Source organism: Quyinboa sediminis, assembly GCF_042219855.1.
Classification (GTDB): Bacteria; Bacteroidota; Bacteroidia; order Bacteroidales; family UBA5342; genus JBHJHP01.
Genome location: NZ_JBHJHP010000003.1, coordinates 342,435 through 357,481 on the forward strand (window position 1 = coordinate 342,435; position 15,047 = coordinate 357,481).

Annotated in this window: 14 protein-coding genes; 4 read left to right on the top strand and 10 right to left on the bottom strand. The window is 39.8% G+C overall.

What is annotated here, in order from left to right:
- Positions 1 to 145 precede the first annotated feature (145 nt).
- Positions 146 to 1,765, top strand: coding sequence for an outer membrane protein assembly factor BamB family protein (locus ACE1EF_RS09440; protein WP_375720404.1), 1,620 nt, complete (start codon positions 146 to 148; stop codon positions 1,763 to 1,765).
- Here the strand turns inward: ACE1EF_RS09440 and ACE1EF_RS09445 are convergent, their stop codons facing one another.
- Entirely contained in the window at positions 1,766 to 2,818 is a 1,053-nt protein-coding gene (locus ACE1EF_RS09445; RefSeq protein ID WP_375720405.1) for a sensor histidine kinase, read from the bottom strand.
- A gap of 21 nt (positions 2,819 to 2,839) precedes the next feature.
- Entirely contained in the window at positions 2,840 to 4,429 is a 1,590-nt protein-coding gene (locus tag ACE1EF_RS09450; protein ID WP_375720406.1) for a gluzincin family metallopeptidase, read from the bottom strand.
- Positions 4,430 to 4,847: 418 nt separating this feature from the next.
- Here ACE1EF_RS09450 and ACE1EF_RS09455 point away from each other — a divergent pair, with 418 nt between their 5' ends.
- Positions 4,848 to 5,573 (top strand): LytR/AlgR family response regulator transcription factor, encoded by a 726-nt coding sequence (locus ACE1EF_RS09455; RefSeq protein ID WP_375720407.1) that lies wholly within the window; start codon positions 4,848 to 4,850, stop codon positions 5,571 to 5,573.
- 1 nt (position 5,574) lies between these two features.
- Here the strand turns inward: ACE1EF_RS09455 and ACE1EF_RS09460 are convergent, their stop codons facing one another.
- The gene (locus ACE1EF_RS09460) at positions 5,575 to 6,147 is read right to left on the bottom strand and encodes a class I SAM-dependent methyltransferase (RefSeq protein WP_375720408.1); all 573 of its coding nucleotides are present in this window, start codon (positions 6,145 to 6,147) and stop codon (positions 5,575 to 5,577) included.
- A gap of 4 nt (positions 6,148 to 6,151) precedes the next feature.
- A complete protein-coding gene (locus ACE1EF_RS09465; protein ID WP_375720409.1) occupies positions 6,152 to 6,358 on the bottom strand; it encodes a YgaP family membrane protein in 207 nt (68 codons plus the stop codon).
- Positions 6,359 to 6,598: 240 nt separating this feature from the next.
- On the opposite strand from ACE1EF_RS09465, the gene ACE1EF_RS09470 reads away from it, so the two are divergent.
- On the top strand, positions 6,599 to 7,054 hold the full coding sequence (locus ACE1EF_RS09470) for a hypothetical protein (protein ID WP_375720410.1): 456 nt from the start codon (positions 6,599 to 6,601) through the stop codon (positions 7,052 to 7,054).
- Positions 7,055 to 7,159: 105 nt separating this feature from the next.
- Here ACE1EF_RS09470 and ACE1EF_RS09475 read toward each other — a convergent pair whose 3' ends face one another.
- The gene (locus ACE1EF_RS09475; RefSeq protein WP_375720411.1) at positions 7,160 to 7,585 is read right to left on the bottom strand and encodes a DUF4395 domain-containing protein; all 426 of its coding nucleotides are present in this window, start codon (positions 7,583 to 7,585) and stop codon (positions 7,160 to 7,162) included.
- Positions 7,586 to 7,653: 68 nt separating this feature from the next.
- Entirely contained in the window at positions 7,654 to 8,073 is a 420-nt protein-coding gene (gene ndk, locus ACE1EF_RS09480) for a nucleoside-diphosphate kinase (protein WP_375720412.1), read from the bottom strand.
- 238 nt (positions 8,074 to 8,311) lie between these two features.
- Between ndk and ACE1EF_RS09485 the strand changes: the two genes are divergently transcribed.
- Complete coding sequence (locus ACE1EF_RS09485; protein WP_375720413.1) at positions 8,312 to 10,462, top strand: S46 family peptidase; 2,151 nt, start codon at positions 8,312 to 8,314, stop codon at positions 10,460 to 10,462.
- 76 nt (positions 10,463 to 10,538) lie between these two features.
- Here ACE1EF_RS09485 and ACE1EF_RS09490 read toward each other — a convergent pair whose 3' ends face one another.
- From ACE1EF_RS09490 to ACE1EF_RS09505, 4 genes are all read right to left on the bottom strand, one after another.
- Positions 10,539 to 12,077, bottom strand: coding sequence for an AbgT family transporter (locus ACE1EF_RS09490; protein ID WP_375720414.1), 1,539 nt, complete (start codon positions 12,075 to 12,077; stop codon positions 10,539 to 10,541).
- Positions 12,078 to 12,088: 11 nt separating this feature from the next.
- Positions 12,089 to 13,315, bottom strand: coding sequence for a cation:proton antiporter (locus ACE1EF_RS09495; RefSeq protein WP_375720415.1), 1,227 nt, complete (start codon positions 13,313 to 13,315; stop codon positions 12,089 to 12,091).
- 100 nt (positions 13,316 to 13,415) lie between these two features.
- Positions 13,416 to 13,577: a hypothetical protein gene (locus tag ACE1EF_RS09500; RefSeq protein ID WP_375720416.1), complete on the bottom strand. Its 162-nt coding sequence runs from the start codon at positions 13,575 to 13,577 to the stop codon at positions 13,416 to 13,418.
- A gap of 10 nt (positions 13,578 to 13,587) precedes the next feature.
- Positions 13,588 to 15,045 carry an NAD(P)/FAD-dependent oxidoreductase gene (locus ACE1EF_RS09505; RefSeq protein ID WP_375720417.1) on the bottom strand — a complete coding sequence of 486 codons (1,458 nt, stop codon included), beginning with the start codon at positions 15,043 to 15,045 and terminating at the stop codon, positions 13,588 to 13,590.
- Positions 15,046 to 15,047 lie beyond the last annotated feature (2 nt).

The following is a 15,047-nucleotide window of genomic DNA, read 5'->3' on the forward strand; positions in this document are numbered from 1 at the left end:
ATAATAATGGGTTTACATCAGGCTAAATTCAAGGTTGTATACGTTTATCCTACAATATCACGGGTTTATTGCTGAAAGTTTTTATCTTTTTTATAACTTAGAGACCCGGTTTAATTTGTGAAATAACGTAGAAAAATATAGTGTAATGAAATATTTAAATTTAATAATTCTGACTTTCTTAAGTCTGTTTTCATCCCTAGGATCTGCTGGTGTAAAAATTACAGCGACTCAAAGCACTGTTGGTGAAAATTTGATGAGCGGAGATGATCTGATCGCCACCGAATATACATTTCCGGGTGTAATACAAAAGGCTTATCTCGATACCTTTACCAATACGATGACAGTTGTTCAGCAAAGAAAGAGCAATTGGGGTAACTGGCTTAAAAGCAGGGGAGATCTCGCGCTTTTCAGTTTGCCGGATCAAAAGATTAGCTGGAGCAAAAGAATAGATTATGAAAACAGCAAGGTGCTGCAGTATAATGATAATATTTTTCTGGAATCAGATAATATGCTAAACTGTCTGGATATAATGGACGGAGAAGAATTATGGGATGCAAAAGTGAATCTGAAATATATTGATCCTTTAATGAATATTGGAATAGGATATACATACCGCTCTGCTATAGGAGTTACCAATACCTTAAAGGGTGTTGATCTGAAGACCGGGGAAATTATCTGGAAAAGAGAAATAAACCAGGATTATAACTGGAGTAATCAGATCATTCATGTTAATGACTCAGTTATCCTTATTGTTGCAGCAGGTTTACATACCATCAATCTGAAAACAGGTGAAGGTTGGGACTATGATATGATTACGGGTGAAAACGAAATTAATATTGTCAATAGCGATGTTTATCATATAAAAGATGTTTATGCCTTCACTAAATATTCAGGTGTTTTTCTGAAGAACAAGGTTATTTCCAGTGTTGGATCCAATCTTTTGAGTGAAAACGGATACATCTACTTTGCATCCAAAGAGTTACTTATTAAAACGGATCTTGAAGGTAATGTACAGTGGACCTTCCCAATACCATCAGGCAAGGCAAGCAGTTCTGAACTTTTCCTGAAGAATAACAAATTGTATCTGCTCAATAAAGGTTATGCCTACTATAACGAATCGATGGTGGGGCCACTTGATCCAAACGAATATGATCCGAGTGTAAAAGGGAAGGTGAAAGATGAGAAAATATCGTATGGCAAACCGTATTTCACAGCTTTTAACCCGGCAACGGGAGAACAGCTGTTTATGAAAGAAATAGAATCAGATGATCAGATCATACAGGACTCAAAAGTTGAGGAAGAAAGATTGATATTAATGTACCAGGATAGAATAAAAGCATTGTCTTTAGCCGATGGAACCCTGAGTACGGATAAGTCGTTTCTGATTAATGTGCTGGATCCTTTCAATGCTTTGATTCGTGATAAAGTATACCTGAAAAGCAGTAGTGTTGATGGTCGAAAAGTTTTAGATCCTTTGCATTATTATCTTATCCGGACCAAAGATGACAACCTGATCCTCATCGATCATAATTTTGAGTTTGTGGAAAACCTCGTCCTCTTCGATAACTATCTTCAGTATAACAGCAGCACGAATGGTTATGATGTATACTCCAATGCTTCAGAATCAGTTATTTTGAATAAGGCCGGTAAGAAGGTGGCCAATCTGTCTGTTTCCGGTAATCAGATAATTGTAGATAAGGTATTATATGAAATTAAAACCAGCAGTTTTGTGATTGTTGATCTGAACGCTGTTCTGACCGATTAACTAGAGTTCATCCATCAGTAACTCGGCTTTGTAAACTCTGTCAGTTTCTTTTATATTTAGTTTGTAATGGCCGGAATAGAGTAAGTCGAGCCTCTTTTGCATATTGGAGAGGCCAATACCTTTTTTCACTTCAGTAACAGCCTGGGAATTTCCGGGTTTACTGTTTTCTGCAATAAACAGGAGCTTTTCTCCTTTACGTTCAAAATATAATTTTATCCACGGAATACCAGGGTCAGCACCACTTCCGTGCTTGAAGCAGTTTTCAACAAAAGTAAACAGTATCATTGGAGCTATCCTGAAATTGTCTACACCCACATCGCTCTGGATGGAATAATCCAGCCTGTCTCCATAGCGGAGCTGCTGAAGCTTAACATAGTTATTAATCAGGTTCATCTCCTTTTTCAGGGTAATAACCGGAGCATTGCATTCGTAAAGGATAAACTGAAACATATCGGATAAGCGGGAAATCATTTCCGGTGTTTTATCCGATTTCATGAGTGCCAGCGTATACAGATTATTCAGCGTATTAAATAAAAAATGGGGATTCAGCTGATTTTTAAGCATTTTTAGCTCCGTCTCCAGGTTTTCTTTTTCAAGCTCGGTTTTAGCCTTGGATTCCTTCAGCCATTCAGCCGTGAATTTCCGGGCAACAAGGAACATGGTAGGTATCCAAATGGGGAGCAAAGACTGGATGAACAGATTTAATGAGAACCATTTTTCAGGCGCCAGTGCCCGTGGCCAGAATAAACCGTAAAAAACAAAATGGTTCAGAACAAGATAGAGTATGACAGCCGCTACCGTACTTGCAAGCACGATGAGTGAAACACCCGTATAATTTCGGTTCTTGGTTAGCAGCGCCGGGACAAAAAACAACAGCATAGTGTAGGCATATAGGGCAAAGGCAGGTATTCCGGAAAGGTAATGTGTAAATACAAACCAAAAGGGTTGCTGTCCGTTTGCACCGATAAGCGAAGCCATAAACAGACAGTATACCAACCAGAATAAACTGTGGTATACAACGGTTAAAAAACTACTGTATTTTTTTACTGCCATAATTCCCCGATTATGTCATAATTATTTGTACAGGTTGCTGATATACCCGGGTGTAAAATCCCGTCCCGTGGCATCTTTTATGATGTCTCTCCAGCATCTTGAATCACCAAACCTGAATATATTCTCAGTCATCCACCGGCCGTAATCATCACGCTGCTTAACATTTTCAAGTAGCATACTGCCAATGGCTGCAGCGTAAATATAGGCCTGATAAATACCTGAATTGTGAATAATATGTGTATCCTGAATCCAGAGTGGCACTTTGTCAATATCCGGTTGATCATAGAAAAAATACTTTTTCTTTAGTGCCCAGAACAGTTTATTTATATCCTGATCCGGATTTTGAATGATCTCTTTTTCAAGTTCCGCACGAACCAGCAGATCCCTTGTCATAAAAAGCATAAACGGTATCTTCAGGTGGCGGAAGATGTTGGGTTCCTCAGCAGACATTCCCAACCGTTCACCCAGTTCCGGATCGGTAATAAACAGGGATTGAAATACAAAACCAGTTGCTTCATTCATAGCAAGATTTGGTTCGCGCAACATAAAAGGAATATTCGCATCTACACTTCTAAAATAAAACGCATGTCCTGTTTCATGCAAAAGATTAACCATGTCCCAGTAGTAAGGTTTAAAGTAACCATAAATGCGCACATCCTGTCTGTTGTCCATATTAATCACAAAACTACCTCTTGCTTTGTCTTCTCTGTACCAAATGTCGCTGGTACTGTAAATATTGTCTGCATTGAAACCTTTTTCCTTAAAATAGTTTATAAGAGTGTTTTTAATGGAATCTTTACTCATATTAATTTTAAACTCCAACGGATATGCATAGTTGTGCACCTGAAGGTAAAAGTCGGAGTATGTAATTTCTTCCGGTTTTTTTCCTTTTTTATTCAGAATAATGCTGTCTATAGTGTGTTTAAAAGCAAGGTAATCCTCCCGGGTGAGGCTGTCAATGTCTGAAATTATTTGCTCCTGTTCTTCACTGGAAAGTTCATTTTTGTCGAGCCAGTAACTCCAGTAGTTTTTAAAGCCAGCCTTTTTAGCTGCAGCATTTTTTTCGCGGATTATTGTTTTATAGTCCTCAATAAGTTCATTCCTGCGTTTATCGTATGTCAGCATCGAATCAGTGCCCAGATATTGAATGTCTTCATCGCCTGGTTTGCTTCTCTGCAGATCGTAGAATTTATTGGCCAGTTGAGCCTGTTTATCGTTAAGTGTATAAAAATCAAGTCTGGCCCATGCATACTGCTCATACAGTTTTCCAAGTTCACGCTTCAGTTCCGGATCTTCAATGAGTCCGGAATTTTGAAGTCTGTGTAGAAAATCGTATTCAGAAATATTGTTGTACACTGCTCTTATGTTTAGCTCTGCTTCGGTTCTGTTATTAAAGATTTTATGTATGCTGTCAGCTTTGTAATAGTAGTTTTCCGGGTACTTATTGCGTGTGTAATTTTCCCATAGTACCCGTGAATTTTCCCTGTGCAACTGTTCAAGTCCCTTTTCATGTGTTGATATAAAGTGTCTTAACAGGTATTCAGCTTTCTTTTGATCTGAACAACCGGATAAAACCAGCAGAAGAATTAATATAGGGATAGTTCTTTTCATACTAAAAGCATGGTGGCTAAATATTCCGGTATCAAAAATACCGAATATTATGGCTGCTTGTTACATTAAAGATATAAATCTAAAGTGATGGCTTGTAAAACGTGTTAATTTTCAGTCAACTGTAACGTTTTGTTTGTGCTGAACGTATAGTATACATGCAATCAGTCTGTTATGAGGTGACAGTAACAGGGGATATAAGCAAACGAATTTTACACGGCATACAATGCAGTTCACCCGCCGGAAATGGTCGTTAATTGATAAATATGGGTAAGAACTCTGTAATCAATAAATTTGTAACTTTACAACTGATACCTGAAAAATTGAGTAGAATGAACCTACTGTACTCAGATATTTTACGTGGAAATCACAGGGGAAATACTGCATCTTTTTGTTTATTCATCCATTATTATTTTTTATTATGAAAAACAAATGCATTATAGTCGATGACGAACCATTGGCGCAGGCGCTGATGAAAGATCATGTATCAAAACTGGAAGACTTTGAACTTGTTGCTGTTTGCAGTAACGCCATGGAAGCCATGACTGCACTCCATAACAATAAAGTGGACCTGATGTTTCTCGATATTCATATGCCGCAAATCAGCGGAATAGAGTTTTTGAAAATTCTCAAGAATCCACCGAAAGTTATTTTTACAACGGCTTACAGAGAGCATGCCCTGGAAGGTTTTGAGCTGGATGTAGTGGATTATTTACTGAAGCCTATCACTTTTGAGCGATTTTTGAAATCTGTAAATAAATTTTATCAGACCAAAAGTGATACCATCCAGGTTAATGAAGGAATAAAAGGACCCGATGATGCCTATATCTATGTAAAAGAGAATAAAATGGTTAAGAAGATACAGCTGAAAGATATATTGTATATCGAAGGCTACAGCGAATATGTACGGATTTACATGCCGGATAAAAGAATTATAACCAAAGCCAGTCTGACAGAACTTGAAAATAAGCTGCCGGCAGAAGACTTTTTAAGGATACATAAGTCATATATTGTATCTGTTCCTCATATTACGGCTTTCAGTGCCAGCATTATTGAGATAAAGGAGAAAGAACTGCCGATAGGAAGGAATTATAAAAATTCGGTGATGAAAGCGCTGAATTATAATGGCTCCGTTAATGTGACCTGAGTCAGCGTTTGTGTGCAATTGTAGCGTAGAACCAATCACCTAAAACCATTATTTCCTTGGAGCTTACGGCTTCTGTGTTAATATATTCATTCAGTTTTTCGGGTTCAATACGAATTTCAGCGGGTGGACCAGAAGGTGTTTCGGTAACCTGCCATTCCACGATGACCACCCGGCCTCCCGGTTTGGTAATTCGTAGCATTTCATTAATGAATCCTGCAGCATCCGGTACTTCATGAACAACAAAGGAACAAAATGTATAGTCAAATGAAGCGTCAGGTAATGGAATTACCATCGGATCCATCCTTACAATGTCAATGTTGCTTATTTTCTCATCAATCAAACGGCCGTTGACAAAGTTTAGCATCTCAGCTGAGATGTCTGCTGCAGCAACTTTATTGGGCTTTACATAATTTGCTGCCGGAATGCTGAAGAAGCCCGTTCCGCATCCGATATCCGCAACCGTGTATTCTGGTTTAAGGCCTGTTTTTAGCAAAGTCTCTTTCGGAGGAACCGCTTTATAGCGGTCCTCCGATTCAAGCTTCAAAAGTTTTTTTGGATCAAATACGTTTGACATTCCTTTACGCTTTCTTTTTTTGTGTACTGATTCCAAAAGGTAAATAGAGCGGGCAGGTTCCTACAAGACTGGTAAGCAGAAATATAACGCCTACAGCAAGCAGTACAATTCCCAAGGTACCTGTAATTACATTTGTAAAATAAAGTACACCAATAGTCAAGGCTATAAGAACTCTTAAAACCTTATCTGTGGCACCCATGTTCTTTTTCATGACTTTACGATTTTGATGAATAATACGTATAACAAATGGGTATGCCATTAGTTTAATCTGCGTTTTTACAACGGGAACGGCATATTCTTAAAAAAAGATAAACAACCGGGGTTTAAAAGCAGATGTTATTGACCCTGTGGAGTTTATCGTTTGTGCGTAGCATCATGCCGTCTGCTGAAAATAAGCGTAACCGTATGGGAATGCTTTATACATTTGAATCAGAATTTTAAATTAAATGCCATGAAAACAAAACTTATAATGTTAGTAGGAGTGCTTTGTCTGGCTGTTGCAGCACAGGCCACTGAAAAGAAAATGTTGAAGGGACAAACATTCACTTCAATGGGAGATTATCAGGTGTTTAAAGATCTGGATAAATCAACAGATGCTTACAAAATATTTGTGATCAAATATGAAAATACGGATGAAACATTCGTTGTAAGAGTATGTGAAGGTGATAAGTGCCATAACTATGTGGTATATGGTAAGGACCTTGAGTTACAGTACAAGGCAAAAAAGAACAATGTGTTCGGACTGACAAAAATGGATAAGGAATTCAGAAATCTGGATAAGGACCTTGTTGCAAAGCGAATTGACAGGGAACAAATGTTCAGGCAAAAGGTAATCTCAACAACGGCAAAATCAGAAAAAGAATACCTAGGTTTGATTGCCTGTTATCTGCCGCAATTGGTAAAATAAAGGTTTTAGACAGCACGGTTTTATCTCATGTTGTCACACTTGCGATTAAAAAATAAAAATGCCCGGCTGATCTCAGCCGGGCATTTTTAAATATTTGGTTTAAACTTATCTTTTTCGTAAAAAAGGATAGAGTTTACATGCAACACAATAGGAAAATGCAGATTCAAGAAGTGCAAAGAATACCAGGATGCCTGCAAAATAACAACCTATCGTACTAAAGCCTGTAACTGCGCAAAACAGAACTGCTCCTGAAATAAAGGTTCCAACCTGGGCTGCAAAGATCTTGGGGCCTGCATTAATCATTTTCGGTTTGATCTGAAAATTACTTAATATGTATTTACTGGTCCTTGCTACAGGACTGTAAGCCGGTTCCCAGAATCCCCGTACCAGAAAATCCAGAAAAATAAACGCAATAACAACAGGACTTCCTGTTGCAAAGAACAGTGCGAATAAAACGATAATAATCGATGAATTTAACCGGGCAACATGATTATCCACACTTTTAAATGTTATCGGACATAACTTCTCCATCTTACTTCTTATTTCAATTTGATTTAAATAACAATAAGAAGTGCTAAATGTTCTGATTTTATTAAAAATTAGTAACGTTCAGTTTCTGAAAAGAAGAATGCAGCTTCAATTAAAGCATTTTCATCACTGTCGGAACCATGTACGGCATTGTGAGACATGGATTCTGCAAACAACTTCCTGATGGTTCCTTCTTCGGCTTCGTCGGGATTTGTGGCACCTATTAATTTGCGAAACTCTGCTACCGCATTATCATGTTCCAGAAGTGCTGCCACGATGGGGCCCGATGACATAAAATCTGTAAGTGTCTCATAAAAAGGCTTGCCTTTATGTACGGCATAGAATTGTTCCGCGCGTGCTTTGGAAAGGCGCGTAAATTTCATTGCCTTAATTTTAAACCCATGTTCATTAATAATACCTAATATCGGGCCAATATGGTTTTTTTCGACTGCCCTTGGCTTAATCATTGTTAATGTTAAATTTCCTGCCATAGTAAAAATTGTAAAGATTAAGGTTAAACATATACATACAATCATTTTAATAACCCAAAACTGTATGATAAAGTTTGAAAATCATAAAATTATATTTATTTTTTTATCAGCCGTCAGGAAATAACGTTTTTTTCTTACATCTACAAACATATATTCTTAAATGTTTAGCTTTTTTTCATTTTCAGTACGCTGATTATTATTATTTTTGCCGACTTTGAAGAAATACACAAACACACAAATGAAAAAGTTTTTATTCACACTGTTAGCACTATTAGTTACCTGCGGTAATCTGGTTAAGGCAGATGAGGGCATGTGGATGTTGCCCTACATTAAAGATCTTAATATTAAAACCATGCAGGAGATGGGTCTTAAGCTTGACGCGGATAAGATCTATAGTATTAATCATTCCAGTATAAAGGATGCCGTAGTTATTTTTGGTCGGGGTTGTACCGGTGAAATCATCTCAGATCAGGGATTGATTCTGACCAATCACCATTGTGGCTATTCTTCTATTCAGAGCCATAGTTCTGTGGAACACAACTATCTGGAGAATGGGTTTTGGGCAGAACAGTTGTCTGATGAAATTCCAACCCCCGGACTTTCGGTAAAGTTTCTGAACAGAATTGAGGATGTCACAGACCGTGTTCTTGATGCCGTTAATCCTGATATGCAGGAAGAAAAAAGAGAGCATAAAATTGATTCCGTTTTGATCGCTATTGCCGGTGAAGTACCGGATACACTGGGATATGTTCCCGTAGTCAAGCCTTTTTATTCCGGTAACAGCTTTTATCTTTATGTTTACCAGGAATATCCCGACGTGCGATTTGTGGGTGCACCGCCTTCTTCCATTGGTAAATTCGGCGCCGACACCGACAACTGGATGTGGCCACGGCACACCGGAGATTTCAGCATGTTTCGCGTATATTCCGATTCACTGGGTAATCCCGCAGAATATTCCGAGCATAATATTCCGATGAAGCCCAAATACCATCTCCCGGTCTCATTAAAAGGAAATCAACCCGGTGATTTTGCTATGATCCTTGGTTTTCCGGGAAGTACGGATCGTTATCTTACTTCATGGGGGATAGAAGAGCGTATGGATATCATAAATATGGCCAGAATACAGGTTAGGGAGATCAAACAGAAAATATGGCTTAAGGATATGCAGGCCAGTGAAAAGGTTCGGATTCAATATGCTACCAAGTATGCTCACAGTTCCAACTATTATAAAAACAGCATAGGAATGAATATGGGATTGAATAATCTCCATGTGCTGCAGAAAAAAAGAGAACTCGAAAATAAATTTACATTCTGGGTTAACCGTAACGAAGAGCGAAAGGAAAAATATGGTGAAGCTCTGCCATTGCTGGAGGAAGCCTATACCCGGAGAGCACCCCAGAACAAAGCCAGGAATTATCTTCGTGAATCATTGATATCCGGTACGGAAATCTATTTGTTTGCCTACAGGGCAAAACGGCTTGCAGATGTCATGCTGAGTGGTAACGATGAACTTCTGAAGATCACAGTGGAGCGCATGCGTGAAGACGGTGAGGCATTTTTTAAGGATTATAATCCCTCAACGGATCAAAAGGTACTGGAAGCCATGCTTAAGGTTTATGCTCAGGAAATTTCCAATAGCTATTATCCTTCGGTATACCGCGAAATAAAATCAAAGTACAAAGGTAACTATGCAAAATATGCGGCTAAGCTGTTCCGTAAATCAATATTTGCAGACAAGGATCGGTACATGGCCTTTCTGAATAAGCCAAGTCTTAAATTGCTTAAGAAAGACATGGCGTTCAGTGGTGGTGTATCAGTAATGAATGAATACCGTTTACTGGTAGATCTGATGAGGCAGCAGGATTTTAATATCGAAAAAGGGAAACGTCTTTTTGAGGCCGGATTGCATGCGATGGAACCGAATAAGGTATTTTATCCCGATGCTAATTTCACCATGCGTTTAACTTATGGTCAGGTTGAAGACTATATGGCACGTGATGCGGTTCACTATTTATATTATACCACCCTGGAAGGTGTAATGGAGAAAGAAGATCCGGACAACTGGGAATTTGTGGTCCCGCAAAAACTGAAAGAATTGTATTTAACCCGTGACTATGGCAGATACGCCGATAAGGATGGAACCATGCACGTTAATTTCCTGACCAATAATGATATTACAGGGGGAAATTCAGGAAGTCCGGTTATCAACGCTGACGGTGAATTGTTTGGTCTGGCATTCGATGGTAACTGGGAAGCAATGAGTGGTGATATCGCCTTCGAACCTGAACTGCAACGTACGATTAATGTGGATATTCGGTATGTATTATTCATAATTGATAAATACGCCGGTGCTGAACGGTTGATTAACGAAATGACAATTGTACAATAATAACGCTTGAATGATATAACTGAAAGTGCTGCAACTTTGATGTGGCACTTTTTGTTTTGTCAGAGCTGAACAGCTATCATTCAGGAAGGGAGTAATGTATCCCTGCTCCCGGACCTAGAGGTAATCCGGCCAGAAGCCATACAACGAGTAAAATGATCCAGGCCAGCATAAAAATCACGGAGTAGGGAACCATGGTTGCAATTATTGTTCCTATTCCGGCTTTTGGATCATACTTCTGCACAAAGGCTATTATCAGAGCAAAGAAACTCATCATGGGTGATATTACATTTGTGACGCTGTCACCAATGCGATAAACCACCTGCGACAGCTCCGGTGAATATCCCATAAGCATGAACATCGGGATAAAAATGGGTGCCAGGATGGCCCACTTGGCTGAGGCACTTCCCATCAACATATTAATGGCAGCCGAAAGCAGAATGAAAAGAATCATTAAGGGAATAAGTCCAATGTTTGCCGACATCAGAACATCAGCTCCTTTAATGGCCAGAATAAGTCCAAGGTTACTCCATTTGAAAAAGGCAACAAACTGGGCGGCAAAAAATACCAGCACAAGATAAGTAGCCAGGGTTTTCATGGATTTGGCCATACCATCCATTACATCTGCATCGTTTCTGAACTTTTTAGTTACAAATCCATACGCCAACCCCATCGATCCTGCCGTAATAAAAAGCATGGCAACCACTCCTTTAATAAGAGGAGAACTAAGGATTCCTCCGTCTTTACCTCTGAAAAATCCCTGGACGGGAATTATACCGATAAGCGTGATCACCACAATTGCAGCAAGCGTTATAAGAGCTGCCCGGATGCCTTTCTTTTCTATTGGAGTTAACCTGTTGAATGATTGTTCTGATTCATCAACCTCACCGGTAAATTTTCCAAGTCTTGGTTCTACAATTTTGTCTGTAACAAATGTTCCTGTAAACGCAATGACAAATGTGGAGACAAACATGAAATAATAATTTGCAGTGGCATTGACGGTATAAGCCGGATCAAGTATTCTGGCCGCTTCCTGAGACAGGCCAGCGAGCAGGGGGTCAACAGTTCCGATCACAAGGTTTGCACTGAAACCGCCGGAAACACCGGCAAAAGCTGCTGCCATACCTGCAATCGGGTGACGTCCCACAGCATAGAAAATAACACCGGCAAGAGGTATTAAAAGTACGTAACCCACATCTGAAGCCAGGTTTGACATGATTCCGCTGAAGACCAGGACAAACGTAAGCAGGTGTTTGGGAGAATTCAGAACCAGCATACGGATAAGGGCATTGATAAGACCACTCTGTTCTGCAATGCCAATTCCCAGCATGGCTACCAAAACAATTCCCAGTGGGGCAAAACCGGTGAAATTATCTACCATTTCCAGTAATATTCTGTGTATCCCGTCGTGAGAAAGCAGATTAACCGTATGGATGGTTTCACCAGTTCCCGGATGTACAGCCTGCCAGTTAAGCAAATAACCCAGAGTTGAAAAGAGCAAGGCTGCCAGGGCAAACAGTGCAAATAATGTAGCAGGATGAGGCAGAGCATTTCCGGCTTTTTCTGTCCAGTTTAATATACGTTTAAAAAATCCTGCTTTTTTCTTTACCCTGACCATTCATTCTGTGTTTAATTGTTCGTGTTTCGTTCGATTTCTCCTGCTTTAGTCAGAAAATACTTGGAAAGTACCGGACCTATTATCTCATGCACTATGGTAGCTCCTATGACAATGCTAATGATCATATCGGCAATCTGAGAGAAGATATCATTTTGTTTTATCATCAGGGCAAGTCCGATAACAATCCCACCCTGTGGCAGCAGGCCTCCGGCTGTAAAATGTCTGACTTTGGGATCAGCCTTTACCATGATAGCTCCGCTGAAGGTGCCAAGAAATTTTCCTATAGCTCTCAGAATAATAAAAAGAATTATAAGCCAGTACGAGCTTGAAACCACGGAAAAGTTAAGGTGCATAGATGAAATAACAAAGAAGAGTACGAATATCAGTTCTTCAGTATAGCCTTCGAGTATTTTAAAGATACGTTCTTCTTTTTTGTTGAAGTTGGCAATGGCAATGCCCATTACCATAGTAGCCAGTAACTCATCCACTTTGATAAGTTCAGCAAGACCAAATGCAAGCATCAGAAATCCGAAAGTCATCAGGATTAAAACACCATCTGTCAGTTTTTTTGAGAAACGCGTTGTAAGATTGAAAATGGTACCTGTAACAATGCCTAGTATAATGGATCCTCCAATGATATATGCCGGTTCCATAAATGCTTTTTCAAATGAGAAAGTTTCTCCGGTCATCATAGTCGCAGCCAGAACAATAAAAATACTGTAATTCAGTATTCCTGCAATATCATCAAAAGCAGCAACGCCAAGTATGGTTGAAGATACTTCACCACGTGCGTTGTACTCATGTGTAACAGCTAATGTCGCAGATGGATCGGTAGGGCATGCCAAAGCCCCAAGGATCAAACCAATGGGTAAGGAAAAAATAGCAAGGCTTGAGTCTATGCCCATGTAAGGGAACAGGAAATAAAAGCCCAGTGAAACCATGATAAACGCAACTTCTGCTTCCATAACAGTGATGAAAAGAATGGTTTTGCCCATTTTTCTGAGTTTGCTCAGTTTTAGCGTTCCGCCAACTGACAGCGTGATAAAAGCGAGGCTGATATTCGTTACAAAATCAGTTTGATCAACAAAGTTCTCCGGTATGATGGAAGTGATCTGGGGATTGAGGAGCAATCCAACAAGTAAATATCCTGTTACCCTTGGAAGGCCTGCTTTCTGAGCGCCAACTCCTGCAATGTATCCCGCAATAATGATGATGCCGTAAATGAGTATCGGATGCATAGGTTACCAATTATCATATACAGTAAAAACCACTCTTTCTGTTAAAAGTTTAGTTGACGGAAAACAAAAAATATTTGCACTGGTAGTGTCTGGTAAGTTTTCAGGAGTGACCGCGAACTACAATGCGCATAATTTTGTAGTTCAGTCTGAAAAATTTATATACCTGGTACAAGAAATTTGTTCTCCAGAATTTTGTTGCTTTTGTAGGTACCGGAGGATAGAATTCATCTTTGTATCCTCTTATTTCTCTTTTCGTTTCCATATGCATTTTTTTATTCCGGCAGTAACCACCAGAAGGGATAACCTTTAGCCTTGTGTATAAACATGTAGTGTAAAAATAGCTTGATCCAGTGTCCGGATAGTCCTACTTCTCCTACTGTGGCCTTTATATCACGGCCCCAGTCAGGATATTTTTCCCAGTCAGGAACAACCGGTGAAACCGTCATGGTGGCACCAAGTCCTTTGGTGAGGCTATAACCGGCTGATACAATACAGGCCGCACCCATACGTCCCATGTTGGCAGTATGTTTATGTTCTGTACTACCTGTTTTGATAAAGTGAGCAATGTTCTGGGCTACAATTTTTCCCATAACGCCCGATGGCATTCCCGTTCTTGGCGGGGCTGGTGTAATGGCCATGCCCGACGTGCTTTTCATCGGTTTTGATATGCTGTGTGGAGGTGCAAATGCAATTCCTGGTGCATAAATATTTGTATAGTCCGGATTCTGATAGGTTTCCGGCCAATCCCTGATGCTCCATTCTTCGAACGGTTTTGGCGTATAATCGGCATCAACTTTCATAAAGCCGTTGGGTGCAAACAGTTTATCGGTGATATCTTTTCCTGTTTTATCGAATGCTTTTATGTTCTGACCCTTAAATGCCGGTATGAGCATGGCAAAATCAAATGCAATCTCGTGTTTTTCACCGTCAAGGGTCTCATAATGTACAAGCCCTTCATCGACAGCTGTTACACCGGCCCGTTTTATCCATTTCACATTATTTTCTGTCAGAACAGATTCTGTAAAAACTTTGGTTGGCGTGATATAGCCCCCACGACGGATAAAGGCACCACCCATACCAAAATCACCAAGTTCATATTCATTGGTTATCCAGGTGATATCGGCCATATGCGTCAGGTTTCTTCTTTTGAGTTCAAAAGCAATATTAAGTGTATACTCAAATGCTGCTCCCTGGCAGGTGGCCATAGGATGTCCGGTTCCGATAAGAAGACGTTGTTTTTTGCCCTCTTTCATCAGTTCGATTGATTTTTGCAGGGCCTCCCATGCATGTGCAGCATGATCGTATGAACATACAGAATAGGTATGTTTGTCAGGTCCAAGGCCTGGGGTGGCTCCAAAGTTAAGTTGTGGCCCTGTGGCATTGACAAGGTAATCGTAATAAACTTTTTCTTTTGATCCTCTTTTTTCATCAGATACATATTCAACGGTCACAAATGGCTTTTCATCATTCATGTCACCTTCCGGATGTATGGATGTTGCTTTGGCCTGTTTATAAATAATACCCCAGCGTTTGTATACGTTTTCAAGTTTAAACCGAACCTGGTCAACCTGCATCCTGCCCACACCGACCCAGATATTTGATGGTACCCACTGGTAATATCTGCCAGGAGATATAACTGTAACTTCGTGTTTTTTACCCAGCATTTTCTTCAGAAAAGAGGCCGCTGTGTGACCGGCTATTCCGGCTCCTAGAACCACAACTTTAGACATAC